13 protein-coding genes, 1 pseudogene and 1 riboswitch are annotated in these 22,130 nt (G+C 33.2%); of the genes and pseudogenes, 10 read left to right on the top strand and 4 right to left on the bottom strand.

Annotated features, from left to right (window positions below):
• The 4 genes and pseudogenes from WBQ70_RS07075 to WBQ70_RS07060 all read left to right on the top strand — a co-directional run.
• Positions 1-489, top strand: a 489-nt coding sequence (locus WBQ70_RS07075) for an alpha-ketoacid dehydrogenase subunit beta (RefSeq protein ID WP_423912211.1), incomplete at its 5' end; no start/stop codon positions are given.
• Between the two features lie 116 nt (positions 490-605).
• Entirely contained in the window at positions 606-3,122 is a 2,517-nt protein-coding gene (locus WBQ70_RS07070) for a DUF5686 family protein (protein ID WP_423912209.1), read from the top strand.
• A 170-nt stretch (positions 3,123-3,292) separates the two neighbouring features.
• On the top strand, positions 3,293-3,826 hold the full coding sequence (locus WBQ70_RS07065) for an inorganic diphosphatase (protein ID WP_423912207.1): 534 nt from the start codon (positions 3,293-3,295) through the stop codon (positions 3,824-3,826).
• Positions 3,827-3,936: 110 nt separating this feature from the next.
• Positions 3,937-6,576 (top strand): annotated as a pseudogene (locus WBQ70_RS07060) (sodium-translocating pyrophosphatase); the annotation flags it as partial.
• A gap of 195 nt (positions 6,577-6,771) precedes the next feature.
• Here WBQ70_RS07060 and WBQ70_RS07055 read toward each other — a convergent pair.
• Both WBQ70_RS07055 and WBQ70_RS07050 read right to left on the bottom strand, forming a co-directional pair.
• Positions 6,772-7,386 (bottom strand): deoxynucleoside kinase, encoded by a 615-nt coding sequence (locus tag WBQ70_RS07055; RefSeq protein ID WP_423912204.1) that lies wholly within the window; start codon positions 7,384-7,386, stop codon positions 6,772-6,774.
• Positions 7,386-8,177, bottom strand: a complete 792-nt coding sequence (locus WBQ70_RS07050) for a hypothetical protein (protein ID WP_423912202.1) — start codon at positions 8,175-8,177, stop codon at positions 7,386-7,388. Before WBQ70_RS07050 ends, WBQ70_RS07055 begins: the two co-directional genes overlap by 1 nt.
• An 82-nt stretch (positions 8,178-8,259) precedes the next feature.
• Between WBQ70_RS07050 and WBQ70_RS07045 the strand changes: the two genes are divergently transcribed.
• The 3 genes from WBQ70_RS07045 (at position 8,260) to WBQ70_RS07035 (ending at position 12,712) form a co-directional block, all read left to right on the top strand.
• Positions 8,260-9,150 (top strand): GLPGLI family protein, encoded by an 891-nt coding sequence (locus WBQ70_RS07045; protein ID WP_423912216.1) that lies wholly within the window; start codon positions 8,260-8,262, stop codon positions 9,148-9,150.
• A gap of 106 nt (positions 9,151-9,256) precedes the next feature.
• A complete protein-coding gene (locus WBQ70_RS07040; RefSeq protein ID WP_423912200.1) occupies positions 9,257-11,944 on the top strand; it encodes a carboxypeptidase regulatory-like domain-containing protein in 2,688 nt (895 codons plus the stop codon).
• A gap of 258 nt (positions 11,945-12,202) precedes the next feature.
• The gene (locus tag WBQ70_RS07035) at positions 12,203-12,712 is read left to right on the top strand and encodes an outer membrane beta-barrel protein (RefSeq protein ID WP_423912197.1); all 510 of its coding nucleotides are present in this window, start codon (positions 12,203-12,205) and stop codon (positions 12,710-12,712) included.
• A 75-nt stretch (positions 12,713-12,787) separates the two neighbouring features.
• On the opposite strand, the gene metK is transcribed toward WBQ70_RS07035, so the two are convergent.
• On the bottom strand, positions 12,788-14,038 hold the full coding sequence (gene metK / locus WBQ70_RS07030; RefSeq protein ID WP_423912194.1) for a methionine adenosyltransferase: 1,251 nt from the start codon (positions 14,036-14,038) through the stop codon (positions 12,788-12,790).
• A 463-nt stretch (positions 14,039-14,501) separates the two neighbouring features.
• Entirely contained in the window at positions 14,502-15,656 is a 1,155-nt protein-coding gene (locus tag WBQ70_RS07025; protein WP_423912191.1) for an SMP-30/gluconolactonase/LRE family protein, read from the bottom strand.
• A 530-nt stretch (positions 15,657-16,186) separates the two neighbouring features.
• On the opposite strand from WBQ70_RS07025, the gene WBQ70_RS07020 reads away from it, so the two are divergent.
• The 3 genes from WBQ70_RS07020 (at position 16,187) to thrA (ending at position 22,039) form a co-directional block, all read left to right on the top strand.
• Positions 16,187-17,461 (top strand): O-acetylhomoserine aminocarboxypropyltransferase/cysteine synthase family protein, encoded by a 1,275-nt coding sequence (locus WBQ70_RS07020; protein WP_423912188.1) that lies wholly within the window; start codon positions 16,187-16,189, stop codon positions 17,459-17,461.
• Positions 17,462-18,095: 634 nt separating this feature from the next.
• On the top strand, positions 18,096-18,296 hold the full coding sequence (locus tag WBQ70_RS07015; RefSeq protein ID WP_423912186.1) for a hypothetical protein: 201 nt from the start codon (positions 18,096-18,098) through the stop codon (positions 18,294-18,296).
• 175 nt (positions 18,297-18,471) lie between these two features.
• Positions 18,472-18,579, top strand: a riboswitch (SAM riboswitch).
• A 73-nt stretch (positions 18,580-18,652) separates the two neighbouring features.
• Entirely contained in the window at positions 18,653-22,039 is a 3,387-nt protein-coding gene (gene thrA / locus WBQ70_RS07010) for a bifunctional aspartate kinase/homoserine dehydrogenase I (RefSeq protein ID WP_423912214.1), read from the top strand.
• Positions 22,040-22,130 lie beyond the last annotated feature (91 nt).

The following is a 22,130-nucleotide window of genomic DNA, read 5'->3' as shown; positions in this document are numbered from 1 at the left end:
GATAATGATCCAGTGATTTTCATGGAATCAGAGCAAATGTATGGTGATAAAGGTGAAGTTCCAGATGGTGAATATGTTATTCCAATTGGAGTTGCTGATATTAAACGTGAAGGAACAGATGTTACTATTGTATCATTTGGTAAAATTATCAAAGAAGCTTTTATTGCTGCTGATGAATTAGCTAAAGAAGGTATTTCTTGTGAGGTTATCGATTTAAGAACAGTACGTCCTTTAGATATTGATGCCATTTTAACTTCAGTTAAAAAAACAAATAGATTGGTGATTCTTGAGGAAGCTTGGCCTTTTGCAAGTGTTTCTTCTGAGATTACTTATTTAGTTCAAGAGCGTGCTTTTGACTTTTTAGACGCACCTATTCAAAGAATTACAACAGCTGATACACCAGCACCATATTCTCCTGTATTATTAGAAGAATGGTTACCAAATGCAGGTGATGTTGTAAAAGCAGTTAAAAAAGTATTGAATAAATAGTTTAAATAAAAAATATTATTTTTTTAAAACGACCTGTTTTTTAAAAATAACTATAAATTTGAAGCTTCATCATATTTCTAAATTTGATGAAGTTTTTTTTTATTCTTTATTGACGTATGAAAAATAGATTGTTTTTATTCTTATTCTTTTTGTTGGGGATATCTAATGTGATTGTCGCTCAGACTAAAGTGAGCGGTGTGGTTTATGATGAGAATAATCAGCCATTAGGGTTTGCTAATGTAGTTTTCAAAGGATCTAATGTTGGTGTGATGACAGATATTAATGGCACATTTCTGTTAGAATCTTCAAATAATTATAAAACAGTAGAGGTTTCTTATGTCGGGTTTCAAACAAGTGCGATTGATGTTAGTCAGTCTGAAGTAGTCAATATAAAGATAAAGCTATTGCCAGAAGCACAGTTGAAAGAAGTAGTTGTGTTTTCAAAACCAACCAAGCATTTGTCCAAAAAAGAAAATCCTGCTTATCGAATTCTGAAAGGTATTTGGGCAAACAAAAAGAAGAACGGTTTAGCTTTAATGAAGCAATATGAATTTAAAAAATACACTTCGATATCATTAGGATTGAGTAATTTAGATAGTGTTTTTCTTAAAAAAAGATTAGGGAAGGATTATGATACGATTATTGCTATTGCTTCTCAGGATCCCAAACTGAAGAAGTTTGCTATTCCTGTTTATATGAAGGAAACCAATGAAAGAGACTATGGTAGCAACTTGCTGGGTAAATTTAAAACAACACTAGAGGCTGAACGCCAAACAGGATTAGGGCAGCAGGGTTTTGTGTTTGATCGTATTGGGAGTGTGTTTACAACAATAGATATTTATAATGATGATGTCGAAATTCTAAGAAAATCTTTTGTTAGCCCCATTTCTACTAGAGGATATGGAATACATGAATATGTATTAGGTGATAGTACTGTAGTTGGCGATAAAAAGATTTATGAAATTCGTTTTTATCCTCGCCAAGATCAGGATTTAGCATTTGAAGGAAGTTTTAAAGTAGACTCAAAGAGTTTTGCTATCACTGAAATTTTCATGCGAACGAATAGAAAAATTAATTTGAACTTAGTTCGAAATCTGTACATCGAAAAGTATTTTGAAACTGTAAACGATACCCTTTATCTTCCTACTAGAGATTATTATGAGGCTGATTTTACGCTTTTGACCAAAAATGATGATGAAAAAGGGATGTTCGTAAAGAAAAATATAGTGTATGATGACTATGATTTTGACATTGTACATGACTCCTCTTTTTACGATGAAGTAGTAGTTCAGACTAGGAGTAATCAGTTTGTGAAAGAGGATAGTTATTGGAATCAAGTAACGAACCTAGATAAAGAATTGCAAAATTCAAGAAAGGTAATAAACGATCTGAAAGCTAATAAAAAAATTCAACGGGTTTCAAATGTTATTAATATTGTTTCTACAGGATACATTCCTTTAAATAAATATATTCAGTTTGGTTCCATTTGGCAATCAATTTCCAATAACAATGTAGAAGGAAATAGATTGCGTGCTGGGTTTCGTTCTTTTAAAACAATTAACGATTTGTTCAGAGCCAAAAGTTATTTTGTTTATGGAACACTCGATCATAAGTTTAAGTATGGTTTTGAAGCCAAATATTTGATTAATCATTCGCCAAGAATCGTTATTGGTGCTGCGGTGATTAATGATAATCTGCAATTAAGTGGTAATAGTTTTAATCCAAATGATTTGTTTCCAACTCGTTCAGAAACGAATGTTTTGATTGCACGCGGAGAAAATTTGACGTTAACAAAGGTATCTAAAAATGTACTTAATATTGATTTAGCATTTTCGGATAATTTACATATTGGAGTTTCAGGAGTATACAGTCATATGAAATCTGCTGATGAAGAGTTGTTTTCTATTGACTACAAGTTGCCAAATGAAACTGAAGCTAAAAGTGTTGTTCGAGATTTTGCAAATAGTATTTCTTTAGAGTGGACTCCAAAAAGAAGGGTTAACGGATTTGGTGTAGAGCAAAGTTTGGGTAAAAATTTATTTTCTTCAGTAACTTTAAAATACACACATGGTTATAAAGGTATAGCGGGAAGTGATTTTAATTATAACAAGGTTCAAATGGCTTTTAAAAAGCCATTGATGATCAGTAATTTTGGGGTACTAGGAATGTATTTAGAAGGAGGAAAAACATTCGGAACAGTACCGCTTACTTTATTGAGTCCTATTAACGCAAATCAAACGTACTCGATTGTCTCCAATTCATTTTCGATGATTGATTATTATGATATGATGACAGATACATATCTGACAGCTCATTTTGAGCATCATTTTAATGGATTCATTTTGAATAAAATCCCTTTAATAAACAAATTGAAATACCGGAGTGTTTTGTTTTATAAATCCATTTATGGAACGATTTCAAAAGATAATGTTGCGATAAATCAATCTTCAATTGTTTATAAAGCTCCTACAGAGAAATTGTATAGTGAATACGGATTTGGAATTGAAAACATAGGTTTTGGGAACTTTAGACCTATTCGAATTGACTTTATTTGGCGAGCAACTTTTGAAAATGTAAATGGACCTGAATCGCCAAAGTTTGGTGTTCGTTTTGGATTTATTCCTGATTTTTAATTAAAAGAGAATTCAGTGATAGATACTATACTTTCTCGTTTGTATCTGTTTTTTATTTCTAATGGATTTAAATATAGTTTTTTTCGAAATTGAAATGGACGATATAATTAGATTTTCATTGTGAAAAGACAAAATTTCTTTAAGTTTGCAAAAGAAATAAAAAAATAAAAATGACTGCAGATAAAATAACCACTTTCGATGTATTAATCGAAATTCCAAGAGGAAGTAGAAATAAATATGAATACGATTTCGAAATAAGAAGAATGCGTTTTGACAGAATGTTGTTTTCTTCGATGATGTATCCAGCTGATTATGGTTTTATTCCTGAAACTTTAGCACTTGATGGTGATCCATTAGATGTATTGGTTTTGGTAAACGAACCAACATTCCCTGGTTGTGTAATGGAAGTGAAGCCAATTGGGGTTTTCCACATGGCAGATGATAAAGGTCCAGATGAAAAAGTAATCTGTGTACCTGTTTCTGATCCAATTTGGAATTCATTAAATGACTTGTCTGATATGAATCCTCACTTAGTAAAAGAAATTGAACATTTTTTTCAAGTGTACAAAGATTTAGAGAATAAAAAAGTTGATGTTGGAGGTTGGGGAGATGTAAATGAAGCATTTGCAATCATCAAAGAATGCCAACAGCGTTTCAATGATATTCCAAATAAACCAGAAGGATTGTTTACTATTAAATTGTAAATTTCTCTTTAAAACATAAATAAAAAGGCAATATTCTTAATAGAGTATTGCTTTTTTTGGTTAAATTCGTTCGGTACACATTTATTATTAACCGATAACCGAACCAATTTATGAATACAATGATGATTTATCTACCAATAATCATGGCGATTATTGGACTTGTTTTTATGGGAGTCAAAAGAGCTTGGGTTTTAAAACAAGACGCAGGTGATGGAAAGATGGCTTCCATTTCTGATTATATTTATGAAGGTGCTTTAGCATTCCTTAAAGCCGAATACCGCTTACTTACTTTTTTTGTCATAGGGGCTAGTATTGCCTTGGCAACCATTTCTTTTATTGTTCCAACTACCCATATTTTAATAGTAGTTGCTTTTGTTTTTGGTGCTTTTTTCTCAGCGCTTGCGGGAAATATGGGAATGAAAATCGCAACTAAAACGAATGTAAGAACGACTCAAGCAGCTCGTACTAGTTTACCTCAAGCTTTAAAAGTTTCTTTTGGTGGAGGCACCGTGATGGGATTGGGTGTTGCTGGTTTAGCCGTTCTAGGATTAACTGGTTTTTTTATCTTCTTCTTTCATTATTTTATGGGAGGCGTTTGGGGAACTGATGGTACCGAAAAAATGACTATTGTACTTGAGACGCTAGCAGGTTTTTCAGTTGGTGCAGAATCTATCGCTTTATTCGCTCGTGTAGGTGGCGGAATTTATACCAAAGCGGCAGATGTTGGTGCTGATTTAGTGGGTAAAGTTGAAGCAGGAATTCCTGAGGATGATCCTCGTAATCCTGCAACAATTGCTGATAATGTTGGAGATAATGTAGGAGACGTAGCGGGTATGGGAGCTGATTTATTTGGTTCGTATGTCGCAACGGTTTTGGCCGCAATGGTATTGGGAAATTATGTGATTAAAGATATGGGAGGTTCCATTCAAGATGCTTTTGGCGGAATTGGACCAATTCTATTACCAATGGCAATTGCAGGTTTTGGAATCCTATTTTCCATCATTGGAACGATGTTAGTTAAAATATCCGATGATAATGCTAAAGAGCCTCAAGTACAAAAAGCATTAAATATTGGAAACTGGGTATCTATTGCTTTAACTGCTATTTCTTGTTACTTTTTAGTGCAATATATGTTACCACAAACCATGAAAATGGAGTTTTTTGGTGAGGGAATTCAAGATATTTCATCTATGCGTGTTTTTTATGCAACTATCATTGGTTTGATAGTAGGGGCAGTTATTTCTTCGGTAACGGAGTATTACACTGGTCTTGGTACAAAACCAGTCATGGCAATTGTGCAAAAATCAAGCACAGGTGCGGGAACAAATGTAATTGCAGGTTTAGCAACAGGGATGATTTCTACTTTTCCAACAGTATTGTTATTTGCCGCGGCTATTTGGTCTTCCTATGCATTAGCAGGGTTTTATGGTGTAGCTTTGGCTGCATCAGCTATGATGGCAACAACAGCGATGCAATTAGCAATTGATGCTTTTGGACCAATCTCAGATAATGCAGGAGGAATTGCCGAAATGAGTGAATTGCCAAAAGAAGTGCGTACAAGAACAGATATTTTAGATTCGGTAGGGAATACGACTGCGGCTACGGGTAAAGGTTTTGCAATTGCTTCGGCAGCATTAACCTCTTTAGCTTTATTTGCGGCTTATGTAACCTTTACTGGTATTGACGGAATTAATATTTTTAAAGCACCTGTTTTGGCGATGTTGTTTGTGGGAGGAATGATTCCAGTGGTTTTTTCTGCTTTGGCAATGAATTCAGTAGGTAAGGCTGCAATGGACATGGTTTACGAAGTACGCCGTCAGTTTAAAGAAATACCTGGGATTATGGAAGGTACTGGCAAACCTGAGTATGCTAAATGTGTGGATATTTCAACTAAAGCCGCTTTACGCGAAATGATGTTGCCAGGTGCTTTGACCATCGGGTTTCCTATAGCAGTTGTGCTTTTAGGAAAGTTAGTTTATAGTGATAACAATCAATTAATAGCTGAAATGTTAGGTGGCTATATGGCTGGCGTTACGGTTTCGGGTGTGTTATGGGCTGTTTTTCAAAACAATGCTGGAGGTGCTTGGGACAACGCTAAAAAATCTTTTGAAGCTGGTGTGTTGATTAATGGAGAAATGACCTACAAAGGATCAGATGCGCACAAGGCAGCTGTAACAGGAGATACTGTGGGAGATCCGTTCAAAGATACATCAGGACCTTCGATGAATATTTTAATTAAATTGACTTGTTTGATAGGTCTTGTGATGGCGCCTATTTTAGGAAATGGAAGTCATACAATTTCGAATAATGTAGCTTCATGTTGTATTACTACAGGAAAATGTAGCTCAATGTCTGAAGAAGAATGTATCGCTAAAGGCTGTACCAATAAAGATTGTGAACATCATCAAGCTATGGCTTCTTGTTGTACAGCTAATGGAAAATGTACGTCAATGTCCGCAGAAGAATGTAAAGCTAAGGGCTGCACTAACAAAGATTGTGAACATCATCAAGCAATGGCTTCATGTTGTGCTGCTAATGGTAAATGTACATCAATGTCAGCAGAGGAATGTAAAGCTAACGGCTGTACGAATAAAAAATGTGAACATCATGTTGCTAAAACAGGTTGCGATATGTCAAAATGTGAAAAAATGACAAAAGAAGAATGTGCAAAGATGTGTGACGATAATGGATGCTCAGCTGAAGAAAAGGCTTTTTGTTTATCTCATTTTGATACGAATGGGAAGTTTGTAAAATCTTCTGAAAAATCATGTTGTATTAAAAAATAGTTAATTTAAAAGCTATAAAAAATGCCTCGCAAATGCGAGGCATTTTTTGTATATGTTCTTTTTAATCTAAATAAGTCTGTATTTGAAATTCAAACCCAAATTAAAAAAATGTCAACATTGTACTTTCTACTGTTCTTCGAGGTAAAATGTTATCGCTGTTTAAAACAATCCATGCATCTCTGCATCAATTTTGTTAATGATGTCACCTAAATCTTCTGGATTGTCTACAAAATTGATATTATCTACATCAATAATCAATAATTTTCCTCGGTCATAAGTATGAATCCAAGCTTCGTATCGCTCGTTCAAACGACTTAAATAATCAATAGAAATCGAGGTTTCGTATTCGCGACCTCTTTTATGAATTTGGCCCACTAGGTTAGGAATTGAACTTCTAAGGTAAATTAATAAATCAGGTGCTTTAACGGTCGATTCCATTAATTCGAATAAAGAAGAATAATTGTCAAAGTCACGGTGCGTCATCAATCCCATAGCAAATAAATTGGGAGCAAATATGTGGGCATCTTCATAAATCGTACGATCTTGAATCACCTTTTTTCCGCTTTCGCGAATTTGTTTAACTTGACGAAAACGACTATTCAAGAAATAAATCTGCAAATTAAAAGACCAACGTTCCATTTGATGGTAAAAATCATCTAGGTAAGGGTTGTCAACCACGTCTTCATAATGAGGTTCCCATTTGAAATGTTTGGAGAGTAATTGTGTTAATGTCGTTTTTCCTGAACCTATATTTCCTGCTACTGCTATGTGCATTACGGTGTTATGATTTTATAATTTGTAATTCCTTCCGATGTAAAAATAGATAAAATTTGGTCTTTGTAATAGCATTTTTGAAAGCATTTTTCTGAAATATCAATTTCGTATTTTTTATTTTGTTTGCTATCTATTAGAAATAATTGATTGTCTTTACTGAAAATAAATTGGGATTCATTAATGAATTCAATCCATTCAAAATCAGTGATTTTTCCTAAGTTTGAAATTTTCCCGTATATCGTGCACACGAATGCATTGTTTTTGTCGTCTATCCAATAGAAGTGATTGAAATCAGATTGGTAAAAAACCATCGCTTCTGGAAAGGGAGTGGAAATGGTTCTATAAGTGTTTTTTAAATAATTATAGAAACCTATTTGTTGATTCAAACGGTTGTAAATCCAAAGTTGATTTTGACTTGCTATTCCTGTTGCTGAAACAGTGATTGGCGTTGATTCTTCTGAGAAATTAATTTTTTGAGTTTCGCTCAATTGATTGTCTAAGAGAATAATGGTATTAAAGTTTTCATAAAAAAGAACAATTTTTAATGGATTAGTAAGATTTACTTTTGATAAAGCACCTAAAGAGACGTTTTTATATTCCCAATGTTCTTTGTCTTTTATTTTATAAAATACAGCATTCTCAGTATAATAGTTGTATCCGTATTGATCTGTACCAACAAATTCTTTTTCGTTTACAGAAACGGAATTAATTATAGAAGCAACTATTTTAGGGTTTTGAGCGCTAACGATAAAAAATGAAAAGAATAAGATAAGTAAAAAAGTATTTTTCATAGTGTTGCAAATTACAAAAAAACGGCACATATGAAACATTAAAAGTAATGTAGAAATAATTTGATAATAAAATAAAAAAATGATGAAGAAAAGAATTTTACTAATGTTTTTTGTTTTGACAGCTTTTTTAAGCGTTCAAGCTCAGGAGTTTCAAGGAATGGCGGTTTATCAGTCTAAAACTAGTTCCGCAGAGTTCAAAGACCGATTTAAAGGGAATAAAGATGTCACTCCCGAAATGCAAAAAAGAATGGAAGAACGAATGAAATCTATGTTTGAAAAAACATTTACCCTTTATTTCGATAAATCAGCGTCAATATACAAAGAAGAAGAAAAATTAGAAGCTCCAGGGCAAGATGGTGGTGGTAGATCAAGAATGATGAGTTCGATGATGGGAAGTGGTGGTACATTTTACAAAAATGTAAAACAAAAAACCTATGCGATAGATAAAGAATTTATGGGGAAAGAATTCTTGGTTAAAGATTCTCTTCCTAAGCTACAATGGAAAATGGAAGGAGAAACAAGATTAATAGGTGGGTATAATTGTTTTAAAGCAACGGCTGTCTTGACAGTAACGGAGTTAGATTTTAATGCTTTAAGACCAAAATCTGATGAAGAAAAAAAGAAAGAAGAACAGTCTAAAGATAAAAAAACGAATTTTCTAGATAACTTAATGGTGCCTAAAGAGGCGGTTATAACGGCTTGGTATACTCCCGAAATCCCAGTGAATCAAGGTCCCGATAAATATTGGGGATTGCCAGGGTTAATTTTAGAAATTAATGATGGCAAGACAGTTATTCTGTGTTCTAAAATTATTTTAAATCCAAAAGAAAAAACTACCATCAAAGCACCCACTTCAGGTAAAACCATTTCTCAAAAAGAATATGATGAAACGGTGATTAAAAAAACAAAAGAATTTATGGAATCCAATCAAAGACCTGGTGGTGGTAGAGGACCTGGCGGAATGAGACATTAATTTTGAAATTCAACATTAAGAAATAAATTCTTATATATTTATGAAAATAGAACCAAACAAATAATGGTTATGTCAAAAGAGAATACCAATGTTAAAATTTAAACTTATGAAAAAAACACTTTTGGTGGTTTTATTTTTGTGCTCTTTGCTTTCGGTTGCACAATCTGTTCGGTTGGATGGGATTATTAAAGATACGGCGGGTCAACCACTTGAAATGGCAAATGTGATGGCGGTAAATCATAATACCAATGCCATGGATTCCTATGCTATTACAAATGATAAAGGAAAGTTCAATCTTTTATTAAATATAAATACGTCCTATAGTATTAATATTAGTTATCTGGGAATGCAAAGTAAAATTATTGAAATTGTAACTGCCCAAGAAAATATTACCAAAACTGTGGTGATGGAAACGGGAGGAATCGAATTAGAAGGAGTCGAAATTATTCGTGAAATGCCAGTCTCTATCAAAGGAGATACCATTGTTTATAATGCGGATTCCTTTAAATCTGGAACCGAACGTAAACTCGAAGATATTTTAAAAAAATTACCTGGAGTTGAGGTAAATGATGATGGGGAAGTAGAGGTTGAAGGTAAAAAAGTGACCAAATTGATGGTGGAAGGGAAAGATTTTTTTGATGGAGATACAAAATTAGGAGTCAAAAATATTCCTGCTGATGCTATTGATAAAATCCAAGTATTGCGTAATTATAGTGAAGTTGGTGCACTTAAAGGAGTCGAGAATAATCAGGACAACGTGGCTATGAATATTAAATTAAAATCTGGGAAAAAGAATTTTTGGTTTGGTGATGTGACTTCTGGTGCTGGAGTGGCGCATGAAGAAAGTCGCTATGTTATCAATCCTAAATTGTTTTATTATAATCCTAAATATAGTGTCAACTTAATTACCAATTTCAATAATATTGGAGAATTACCGTTGACCACTCAGGATTACTTCAAGATGACAGGAGGCTTTAGGGGTGTTTCCAGAAAAGGAGGTAGTAGTTTTGATGTGTCATCCAATGATTTAGGGATTTCGATGATGCGAAACAATAGAGCTAAAGATATCGAAACTAAATTTGGAGCCACAAATTTCTCCTATAGTGTCAACAAAGCATGGAATCTTAGCGGTTTTGGAATATTCTCAAGTTCCGATACTGAGCTGGAAACTAAATCTCAAACAACCATTTTAGATTCTGGTGACAAACAAAAGAATCTAGAAGAGTCAGCCCAAAAAAGTAATTTTGGGATGTTTAAACTAAGTTCTAGTTACAAGCCTAATGCGAAACTGCAATTTGATTATGATGTTTTGGGGAAACTTTCAAAACAAGACGAACTGTCTAGTCTTTTTAGAGAATCGATTGTGAATTCAGTGTCAAATACAGAGGATATTTTAACTACTAAAAAGCAAAATCCAGTATCATTTAATCAAAATCTCAATTTATATTATACATTAAATGATAAAAATATTTTTGCCTTTGAGGCACAACATTTGTATCAAGACGAAAATCCATTTTATAACGCTAATTTACAAAGCCAACCTTTCTCTCTAGCAGGTTATATCTCAGGTCAAAGTCGTAATGATTTGAATCAAGATCGTTTTGTGAAGACTAATAAAATAGATGCAAAATTTGATTATTACTATATGGTAACGCCTAAGAGTAATATTAATGTGACATTGGGAGAAACCTATTCCTATCAAAACTTTAATTCTCATATTTTTCAAATTCTAGACGATCAATCCGCTAATGATTTGAATGCTTCTGAGAATAATAATCAGGTTAATTATGGTTTTAACGATGTGTTTTTAGGATTGCATTACAAAATATTGACTGGGAAATTTACTTTCAATCCAGGGGTGAGTTTGCATTATTATGATATGAATAACCAGCAATTAGGAACGGACAATCAGCAAAATTTTTATAGAGTATTGCCTGATGTTTTTGCCTTATACCAAATCAAAAAATCCGAAAGTTTAACCTATAATTATTCCTTAACCAATAATTTTACGGATATAAATAAATTAGTTCAAGGCTATGTTTTTTCAAACTACAACAGTCTTTCGCAAGGAAATAGAACCTTGGAAAATGCCATTTCGCAAGTGCATTCGTTGCGTTATTTTAAATACAACATGTATAACTTAGAAAACATTTTTGCAAATGCCACCTATACTAAGAAAGTTGATGCTGTAAAAACACGCTCAGTTTTTTCAGGAATTAATCAAGCCACTTCTCCGTACAATTCAGATTTAGCTGATGAAACATTATCAGGCTCTGGAAATTATGGTCGCTCTTTCTTAAAAAATTACAAAGCTAGTATAGGAGCTAGTGCTAATTGGTCTAAATTCAATAACATTCAAAACAATAAACTATCAACAACTGAAAGTTTTACACAGAGTTATAATGTTAAAGCATCGACAAATTATAAAAATATGCCCAACATAGAATTCGGTTATAAATACACAGTCAATGAGTATAACGGAACAACTTTTTACACTGATAGTCCATCAGCAAAGTTGGATTATTACTTTCTAAATGCCTTTTCTTTTGTGTCGGAGTATGAGTTTTACAACTATCGTAACGATACAGGAACAGTTAAAAATGAATATGATTTCTTGAGTGCAAGTTTGATTTACCAAAAGAAAAATGCCAAAATGGAGTACAAACTCTCAGCAACCAATATTCTGAATACCACTTCACTAAACGACGATAGTTTTTCGCAATTTTCAACTAGAACTTCACAATATACCGTGCAGCCGCGTTATATTATTTTCTCTTTGAAATATAATTTGTAGCTATTCCTGCTGTCCGTTTCAATCTTTTACTCAAAACACTTTTTTTGCTAGTCTCTTGCAGGAGCTTCCTCTGGTCGCTCTGCAAGAGACGCAAAAAATAATGTTTTTTATAAAAGGATTTCCACTTCCATCAGGGCTAAAAAACGTTTCCGTTATAAAGGAATGAATATTTTTTAATATAAATGAAAAATACTACTTTTGAGATGTGAATTTACTAGAGTTAATTTCTAGTAAGTAATATTAATAAATAAATTTAAAATGAAAAAAATTGCTCTCGTATTAGCATTGTTTACGTTTGGTTTTGCCAATGCACAAGCACCTTTAGAAGAAGGTGGATTACAATTAAACGCAGGAATAGGCACTTCAGGATGGGGAACACCTGTTTATGTAGGTCTTGATTACGGAATTGCAACAAACTTTACTCTTGGTGGAGAAGTTTCGTATCAATCCTATAATCAAAATGTTTACGGTACTGGTGATATAAAAAGTACTATCATAGGTATTCAAGCTAATGGTAATTACCATTTTAATGAGGTGTTGAATATTCCTAGTGAATGGGATTTATATGGTGGAGCGAATTTGAATTATTATAGTTGGACAACAAAGTATAATGGTGAAAAATACGATTATAATGGCGCTAGCAACTTTGGATTAGGATTGCAAATAGGGGGTCGTTATTTCTTTAATGACAATTTTGGAATTAACCTTCAGTTAGGTGGTGGTAATGTTGTAAGTGGTGCTAAAATAGGAATTACATACAAGTTGTAATATCCATTTTTATATAATTAAAAAGGGCTGTCTTTTCGAGACAGCCCTTTTTTGTGTAATAAAATATTTTTTGAATTACAATCCAAAAGCAGTTTTAACTTGATCAACAAAATCTAATTTTTCCCAAGTAAACAATTCAACCGTAACTGTTTTTTCGTTTCCACCTGGAGCAAAGAAAGTTTTAGTTACCGTTTCTGGTGTACGTCCCATATGTCCGTAAGCAGCAGTTTCGCTGTAAATTGGGTTTCTTAATTTCAAACGTTGCTCGATAAAGTAAGGTCGCATATCAAAGATAGCTTCTACTTTTTTAGCAATCTCACCATCTGTTAAATTTACTTTTGACTTACCATACGTCTCAATAAATATTCCCATTGGTTGCGCTACACCAATAGCGTATGATACTTGTACTAAAATCTCATCTGCAACACCAGCTGCTACTAAGTTTTTAGCGATGTGACGTGTTGCATAAGCAGCACTTCTATCTACTTTAGATGGATCTTTTCCAGAGAAAGCACCACCACCGTGCGCTCCTTTACCACCATAAGTGTCTACAATAATTTTTCTACCAGTCAAACCAGTATCACCGTGTGGTCCTCCAATTACAAATTTACCCGTTGGGTTAATATGGTATTGGATTTTATCATTGAATAAATGAGCATGTTTTGGATTCTTTGCAATAATTCTTGGAATCAAGATTTCAACGATGTCTTTCTTAATTTTAGCTAGCATCGTCGCTTCTTCGTCAAAATCATCATGTTGTGTAGAGATTACAATGGCATCAATACGTACAGGTACGTTGTCATCGCTGTATTCTAAAGTTACTTGAGATTTAGCATCAGGACGTAAATAAGTGATTTCACTATTCTCACGTCTTAAAATGGCTAATTCTTGTAATAATTTATGAGATAAATCTAATGCCAATGGCATGAAATTTTCAGTTTCGTTTGTAGCATAACCAAACATCATTCCTTGGTCACCTGCACCTTGTTCTTCAGGACTAGAACGATCTACACCTTGGTTAATATCTGCTGATTGCTCATGGATAGCCGATAGGATACCACAAGAATTGGCTTCAAACATATATTCACTCTTCGTGTAACCAATTTTTCTAATTACATCACGAGTGATTTGTTGAACGTCTAAATAAGTGTTTGATTTTACTTCCCCTGCCAAAATAACTTGTCCTGTAGTTACTAAAGTTTCACAAGCTACTTTCGAATCAGCATCAAATGCTAAAAAGTTGTCAATTAATGCGTCTGAGATTTGGTCTGCAATCTTATCTGGATGTCCTTCGCTCACAGATTCTGACGTAAATAAATAAGCCATAATATAATTTTTTTTTAAATTAGGCGAGAAAAAATAATTGCAAAAAGGACTAAAGTAGGGTTTCTGCTTTAGCATTTTTTCTACTGAAAAATTTTCAGCATCCATAAGGAACGGTGTTCATTATGAAGAGGTTGCAATCAGTTCAAATTTTTCCTCTGGTATTTTGAGGTGCAAAGGTATGAAACCATTTTGAATTGTAAATTAATCTGAGCTACTTTTTTGAATTTTAGTCCAACAAGAAGAGGCATTATGTTTATTGGGTCTATGTTTGTTGTTCTTACGGTGAGAATATTGGGATTTTGAGTGCGGAAACGGGTTTGACGTAATTTTGTTAGATTTACTTTAAAAACGTTTTGAAATAGGTAAAAAGCTTTTATTAGGTGTAGGTGTTAAGTTTATGAAAACAAAAAGTCCTGATAAAAATGATCAGGACTTTTCAAAATTACTAAAACAACTGAATTAATTATTGTAGAATGACTTTTTCATTGATAATAGATCCTTCTGATGTTTTTATGGACAATATGTAAACATTGTTCTTTAAACTAGGATTAAATTTTATCTGGATAGCCTTGTTGGTTCTTTTAAAATTACAAGTGTCTACTTTTTGCCCAAAATTATTATACAACAAGACTTCACTGATTTTTGCGTCTCCAACAATTACATTGATTTCATGATTTGTTATTGGATTAGGAAACATCTTAAAAGAAACTTTATCTAAATCATTTACAGATAAATTAGCAATAGGTAGATCAAATGGATGCTGAAAACCAGTTACATCAGTCAAAACAATTTTATACAAATCTTTAGGAGTAGTAACGTAAAGTGTTCCCAAACCAGCACCTCCAAAGGTACAATTAGTTGGGTTTTCTGTAAAATTAAATGTATTTGTTAAGGTACCCAAAGCATTAAAAACCTGGATGGATTTTTTTGCAGTAACATACAGATTTCCGTTTTTGTCTATTGCCATACCATCGGCTAGTGATTTTACTTCGGTATTATCATGGTCTGTTAATGTTGCAAATGCTACACGATTACTTACTAATCCTGTGGTAGTATTGATGTCATATTTATAAATAGTATAGCCATCAGAGTCATTTACAAATAATTTTTTCCCGTCTGTAGAAACAAGTACTCCGTTTGGAGAGGATATTGTTTCATCAATTGCAGTAAGTGTTCTGGAAGGATCAGGACTGATATAATATACCTTTCCAGAATTTGGTGACGATGCATAAATGCCTTCCTTTTTGTCTAGGCACAAATCATTTGCGTTTAAAATACCAGTAGCATAAGTGCTTAGTATTGTTCCCGATGTATTTCTGCGGGTGATTAAACCATCTCCAAATTCACAAACAATCAAATTTAAATTAGAATCAAACATCAATCCATTGGTTCTAGCTGGAGAAACGATATTAAAAGCAACAGCAAAAGTATTATTGGTAACGGAGTAAGTATACACTTTTCTGTCTATAATGTCTGAGAAGTAAATTTTATCAGAACGATCCCATACTGGGCCTTCAATAAAAGCAAATTGACCTGAGCTCAATTTTACAGGATTTTGTGAAAACACAACAAGCGTGTAATTAAATAATAAAGCAAATAAAAGTGTTTTTAATTTCATAATATAATTTTATTACGAAACTAAAAACTTTATACTCTTTTTAATAAACGATATTTACCTCTTACTAGATTGCTATTACCTAAAACGCTCAACTAGCTATACTGAATTAAATTTATAGATTTCTACTGTAGATTCACTGTTGTTTAAGATGTATTTAGTTTGTTCAGCACTTGTTAGTATTTTTCACTTTGTAGGAATGTTAAAATGCGGGATTATTTGTAGTATATGATAAAATGACAGATGCATTCTTCTTGCGTTAAAAATAACCTAGTCGAAGTTTTTAAATCAGGAACAGATGTTAATTTATTTGTAATCATTTGGATAAACCAAATTTAGTTCGGAGATTTGATATTCAAAATAAAACAAAAATGAATTTTTCAAAAGCAATTATGTGTATGGTGAAACAGAAATTTTTCTGCGGGTATACTATTGCTTAAACTTAAATATAAAATTTAGCAAAGCCTCCCGAGTAATTGGGAGGCTTTTTTTTTGAATGAAAATAATACTAATCACAATAAACAAACAAGAATATGAGCACATTAAAATTTGAAACAAATGCTTTACATGCAGGACACGATGTAACGAAACATGCCGGAACGAGAGCAGTTCCTATTTATCAAACATCATCATATGTTTTTAATAATTCAGAACATGCGGCTAATTTATTTGGACTGGCAGAGGCTGGATACATTTATACTCGATTAAATAACCCTACAAATGATATTTTAGAGCAACGTTTAGCAGCTCTTGAAGGCGGTATTGCTGCAGTGGTCACTGCATCAGGAACGGCGGCCATTGCTACGGCATTGTTGACGATGTTAAAAACGGGCGATCATATTGTAGCTTCTAGTAGTTTATATGGTGGGACATTCAATTTGTTTAATTCAACGTTGCCTAGATTAGGGATCACAGCCACATTTGTAGATCCATCTGATGCTGCGAATTTTGCAAATGCTGCGAACGAAAATACTAAAGTGATTTTTGTAGAAAGTTTAGGGAATCCAAAACTAGATGTTTTGGATTTAAAAGCAATTTCAGTAGTGGCTAAGTCTTTAAAAGTGCCGTTTGTAGTAGATAATACAGTTGCTTCTCCTTATTTGTTGAATCCTATTGCACACGGAGCAAATATTGTAATCCATTCGTTAACAAAATATATTGCAGGTAACGGAACTTCATTAGGAGGTGCTATTATTGATGCAGGAACATTTGACTGGAGTAGTGGGCGTTTTCCTGAGTTTACAGAACCTAATGCAGGTTATCATGGCTTAGTGTATCATGACGCTTTAGGTGCTGCTGCTTTTATTGCCAAAGTAAGAATCGAAGGCTTACGTGATTATGGTGCAGCTTTGAGTCCGTTTAATGCTTTTCAAATCATACAAGGGTTAGAGACATTGGCAGTGCGTGTTCAAAAACATAGTGAAAACGGATTGGCTTTAGCACAATGGTTGGAGTCTCAAGACCAAGTAGCTTGGGTGAATTATCCAGGATTAAAATCGAGTAACTATTATGATTTGGCTAAAGAATACTTACCAAAAGGACAAAATGGATTAGTGACTTTCGGTTTGAAAGCTGGTTTTGATGCTGCTAAAAAAGTAGCTGATGATACTAAACTATTCTCGCTTTTGGCAAATATTGGAGATACAAAGTCTTTGATTATTCACCCAGCTAGTACAACACATCAACAATTGTCAGACGAACAGCAACTAGCGGCAGGTGTTCCTAAAGATTTAATTCGTCTTTCAGTAGGATTGGAAGATATTGAGGATTTAAAAGCAGATTTAAAAGCGGTTTTCGATACATTATAATAATAGTAACTTAAGGTTGTCATAACATGAAATTTAGGTTTCAGTTGTATCTTTGGAATGTCAAATCAAAAGAGTGGAATAGAGTTGATTTTTAAAATTAACTTGCAGAAAAGACTCTTAGTTGATTTGCTTTTTAAAATTTAATGTTAAGTGTTGGTGTTTAAATCATAATTATCTGTTAATTTGATTAGTAGCTCACAATTTATACAAAAACAATTTGGTTAGTCGAAGATAATTTATATCTTTGTGGCTGTAAAAAAACAAGAAAATGAATTTTATTATTTGTAAAAAATCGATGGTTCAAACTAAGAAAATCCGCAGGAGTGCGATAGCTTAATTTTTTTATTCAAATAAGATTAAAATATAGCAAAAGCCTCCTAAGAAATTAGGAGGCTTTTTTGATATATAGTACAAAAGTAATATTCAAAATAATAATAAAATGAATAATAATACCACTAAAAAGTTAAAACAAGTATCGATGATTGTGTTTTGTACACAACTATCAGTCTGTTGATATCCAAAAGTATTGTTTATATAATATAAACCCTTTTGGTAAATAACCAAAAGGGTTTTTTTATATCAAGTAAGTAAAAAGTAAAACAAACAAATAAATAAAACAATTAAAATTAAAATTATGAACGCAAGAAGAATGATTGCTAGAGCCTTAGAGTTAATAAGGACTAGAAGAGGGGCAAATCCTGTAGCAGGAAACAGAGAAGAATTGACAAACATTAGATTTGGTACAGCTACAAGTACAAATTTAGAGAAACAAAAAAATGTAGTGAATTCACTTTTATTAATGTACTCTAAAGAAAATGAAACATTATTTATATAGATCTTATTTCGAAAATGTAATTAAGAAGCGCAAGTGATTTCTGGATGATTTTATTCAGTTTTGACTTGCGTTTTTTGCTTTGCTTTGCTATTGCATTAAATCTGAATCAGCAAAATTTGTTTGTTTGAAAAAATAATAGTTTCTTTGTGCTATAAATGTTCATAAACGTATTGAAATGTTATAAAGAAAGGACGAGGGATTAGACCCGATGATGCCTTAGCAACCCTTCGATTCATCGAAGAAGGTGCTGCATTCTACCGCATACTCTGTGGAAAGATAACACCGCATACTCTTCTAGTTTATGTTTATTTTCTTTATACTATTTCCATACAAATCAATAATAACACGATTTGAAGTTGGAAAAAAAACCATTAAATCTTACCATATCTAATTTTGTCACTGAAAACGGTGCAAAATATCCGTCTTTGAAACTTTCGTATCAAGTTTTTGGTGCGCCTTTGCATACCGCTCCCATTATTTTAATCAACCATGCCTTGACAGGAAATTCACAAGTCATTGGCGAAACAGGGTGGTGGAATGATTTGGTTGGTATTGACAAAACCATTGACGTTCGAAAATATACGATTGTCTCTTTTGATGTGCCAGGAAATGGTTTCAATACGGATGCTATCGAGAATTACCGAGATTTTATAGCAAGAGATATCGCTCGAATTTTTATCGAAGGACTTCGGTTTTTAGAGATCGATCATTTGTTTGCGCTTATTGGAGGTTCAGTTGGAGGTGGAATTGCTTGGGAAATTTTGGCTTTGGAACCAAAAATAACGGATAATTTTATTCCCATTGCTACCGATTGGAAATCGACAGATTGGTTGATTGCTAATTGTTATTTGCAAGAGCAAATCCTTAATAACTCAAAAAAACCAATTGAAGATGCGCGTATTCACGCTATGTTGTGTTATAGAACGCCAGAATCTTTCAAAGAGAAATTTAACAGGCTAACCACTGAAAAACTGGAAACCTTTCAAGTAGAAAGTTGGTTGAATTACCATGGTGAAAAATTAGAAAAACGTTTTCAGCTTTCCGCTTATAAAATGATGAACCAATTATTGAAAACCATTGATATTACTCGCAATCGTGAGTCATTAGAATCGGTTATTTCAAAAGTGGATGCTAATATATACATTGTAGGAATCAATTCCGATTTGTTTTTTACGGCAAAAGAGAATCGAGAAACCTATAACGAGATTAAAAAATTTAAAGATAATGTATTCTATAGTGAGATTGATTCACAACATGGGCACGATGCCTTTTTGATGGAATACGAGCAATTAGACAATTTGTTAGAAGTTGTTTTCAAAAATAAAAAACAGATGAAAATAGTAAAATTTGGCGGTAAATCATTGGCTAACGGTGAAGGTATCGATAAAGTTTTGAACATTGTTGTTGAGAAAATTAAGCAAGAGGAAAAAATTGCAATTGTAGTTTCAGCAAGAGGAAATGCAACGGATGAGTTAGATGATATTTTGACCATTGCTGCTAAAAACGGGAATTACAAGCCCTTACTAGAAAGCTTTAAAACCTATCAAAAAGATGGTTTTGATGCAGTTGATTTTTCAGAAGAATTTGACAAACTAGACAAACTTTTTGAAGGAGTGAGCTTGATTGGTGATTTTAGCGCTAAGATTCAAGACCAAATTCTAGCACAAGGCGAATTGCTTTCGGCTAAATTATTAGTGTTTTTGCTGCAACAAAAAGGGATTCAAGCAAAACTAGCAGATACAAGAGCGTTAATTGTTACCGATTCTAATTTTGGTGATGCACAACCATTTGATGCTGTGTCTAAGAAAAACGTCATTCAAACTTTTAAAGAAAATAAGGATTCTCTGTTAGTAATCACAGGTTTTATTGGTGCAAATGCCAAAAAAGAAACAACTACTTTAGGTAGAAATGGAAGTAATTATACTGCTTCACTGATTGCGAATTACATCAATGCCGAAGAGTTACAAAATTATACACACGTTGATGGAATTTATACAGCCAATCCTGAGATGGTTTTGGATGCCAAAAAAATCGAACATTTGTCGTATAACGAAGCCAATGAGATGGCTAATTTTGGTGCCAATATTTTGCACGCCAAAACGATTATTCCATTATTAGAGAAGAATATTCCTTTGCGTATTTTGAATACGTTTAATAATGAAAACCAAGGAACGCTAATCACCTCTAAGTCGAATAAAGAAGGAATTAAAACGCTTTCTGTTTTAGAAAATGTCGCTTTGGTAAACCTTGAAGGACGTGGATTACTTGGAAAAACAGGTGTTGATGCTCGTATTTTTAGAGTAATGGGCGATAATAATATTAGCGTGAGTATCATTTCGCAAGGGTCATCTGAAAGAGGAATTGGACTTGTAGTTGATGCTAACCAAGCGACTAATGCGATGATTGAATTGGAAAAGGAATTTGAAAATGATTTCTATTCTAAGGATGTTAATAAAATTTCGGTTACTGACGACGTGTCTGTGATTTCGATAATTGGTCAAGATTTGAGTACGTTTCACAAACCTTACACGGCTTTGATTCGCAACAACATTGTGCCTATTTTATTCAATAATACGGTTACAGGTAAAAACGTGAGTTTGGTGGTGCAAAAATCACAACTCAAAAAAGCGTTGAATGTGATTCATGGAGAAATCTTTGGAGTAGCAAAAAAAATCAATATTGCCGTTTTTGGTCATGGACTAGTAGGAGGAACTTTGATCAATCAAATCCTTGAATCAGCTGATGCTATCGAAAAAAGGAAAGGCGTAAAATTGAATGTTTTTGCGGTTGCAAATTCTAAAAGTGTTTTGTTGAATAAAAATGGAATTTCACCAAATTGGAAAAGCGAAATCCAAAATAGTGGTGTTATTTATTCCATCGATGATATTATCGCTTACGCAAAAGAACATCATTTAGCGAATTTAATTGCGGTTGATAATACAGCAAGTGCTGCCTTTGTTGAAAACTATATCTCATTAGCTGAAAATGGTTTTGACTTGATTTCGTCAAACAAAGTGGCTAATACATTAAGCTATGATTTCTATAAAGAATTGCGTCACACATTGGAAACAAATCAAAAGAGTTATTTGTATGAAACGAATGTTGGTGCAGGTTTGCCATTGATTGATACGATTAAATTATTACATCTTTCAGGTGAAAATATCACTAAGATCAAAGGCGTTTTTTCTGGTACGTTAAGTTATTTGTTCAATCATTTTTCTGCCAAAGATGTTCCTTTCAGTGATATCTTGAAAGAAGCAATTGATAACGGATTCACTGAGCCAGATCCAAGAGAAGATTTGTGCGGAAATGATGTAGGAAGAAAATTATTGATTTTGGCAAGAGAATTAGATTTGCAAAATGAGTTTAGCGAAGTGCAAATTCAAAACCTTATTCCAGAACATTTACGTGAAGGTAATGTGGTGGATTTCTTGACAAAATTGAAAGAATTTGATCCGATTTATAATAAAATTAAAGCAGAACAAGAACCAAATCATGTATTGCGTTACATAGGGGAATTGTCAGGAGATTTGCAAAATGACAAAGGAAATCTTGAAGTAAAATTAGTTTCAGTACCAATGGATACTGCCTTAGGTGGATTGAAAGGATCTGATTCTTTCTTCGAAATCTATACAGAGTCGTACGGTGATCGTCCAATTGTAATTCAAGGTGCAGGAGCGGGATCAGCCGTTACAGCAAGAGGGGTTTTTGGAGATATTTTGAGAATTTCGGATAAAGGATAATTAGATTTAGCAAAAAAATCTTCCTTTTTGGTTTTTAAATAAAATTTGTAACAAATGAAAAAAATTATTGTTCTTTTTTGCCTCTTTGCAA

It is taken from the genome of Flavobacterium sp., assembly GCF_049590715.1.
Taxonomy (GTDB): domain Bacteria; phylum Bacteroidota; class Bacteroidia; order Flavobacteriales; family Flavobacteriaceae; genus Flavobacterium.
Note: the sequence above shows the minus strand (reverse complement) of the source record. Positions and strands in the feature narration are given on the sequence as shown.

Bases quoted from the DNA above. Each gene is read 5' to 3' on its own strand.
- WBQ70_RS07070 (WP_423912209.1), top strand. From the start codon at position 606: ATGAAAAATAGATTGTTTTTATTCTTATTCTTTTTGTTGGGGATATCT.
- WBQ70_RS07065 (WP_423912207.1), top strand. From the start codon at position 3,293: ATGACTGCAGATAAAATAACCACTTTCGATGTATTAATCGAAATTCCA.
- WBQ70_RS07055 (WP_423912204.1), bottom strand. From the start codon at position 7,386: ATGCACATAGCAGTAGCAGGAAATATAGGTTCAGGAAAAACGACATTA.
- WBQ70_RS07050 (WP_423912202.1), bottom strand. From the start codon at position 8,177: ATGAAAAATACTTTTTTACTTATCTTATTCTTTTCATTTTTTATCGTT.
- WBQ70_RS07045 (WP_423912216.1), top strand. From the start codon at position 8,260: ATGAAGAAAAGAATTTTACTAATGTTTTTTGTTTTGACAGCTTTTTTA.
- WBQ70_RS07040 (WP_423912200.1), top strand. From the start codon at position 9,257: ATGAAAAAAACACTTTTGGTGGTTTTATTTTTGTGCTCTTTGCTTTCG.
- WBQ70_RS07035 (WP_423912197.1), top strand. From the start codon at position 12,203: ATGAAAAAAATTGCTCTCGTATTAGCATTGTTTACGTTTGGTTTTGCC.
- metK (WP_423912194.1), bottom strand. From the start codon at position 14,038: ATGGCTTATTTATTTACGTCAGAATCTGTGAGCGAAGGACATCCAGAT.
- WBQ70_RS07025 (WP_423912191.1), bottom strand. From the start codon at position 15,656: ATGAAATTAAAAACACTTTTATTTGCTTTATTATTTAATTACACGCTT.
- WBQ70_RS07020 (WP_423912188.1), top strand. From the start codon at position 16,187: ATGAGCACATTAAAATTTGAAACAAATGCTTTACATGCAGGACACGAT.
- WBQ70_RS07015 (WP_423912186.1), top strand. From the start codon at position 18,096: ATGAACGCAAGAAGAATGATTGCTAGAGCCTTAGAGTTAATAAGGACT.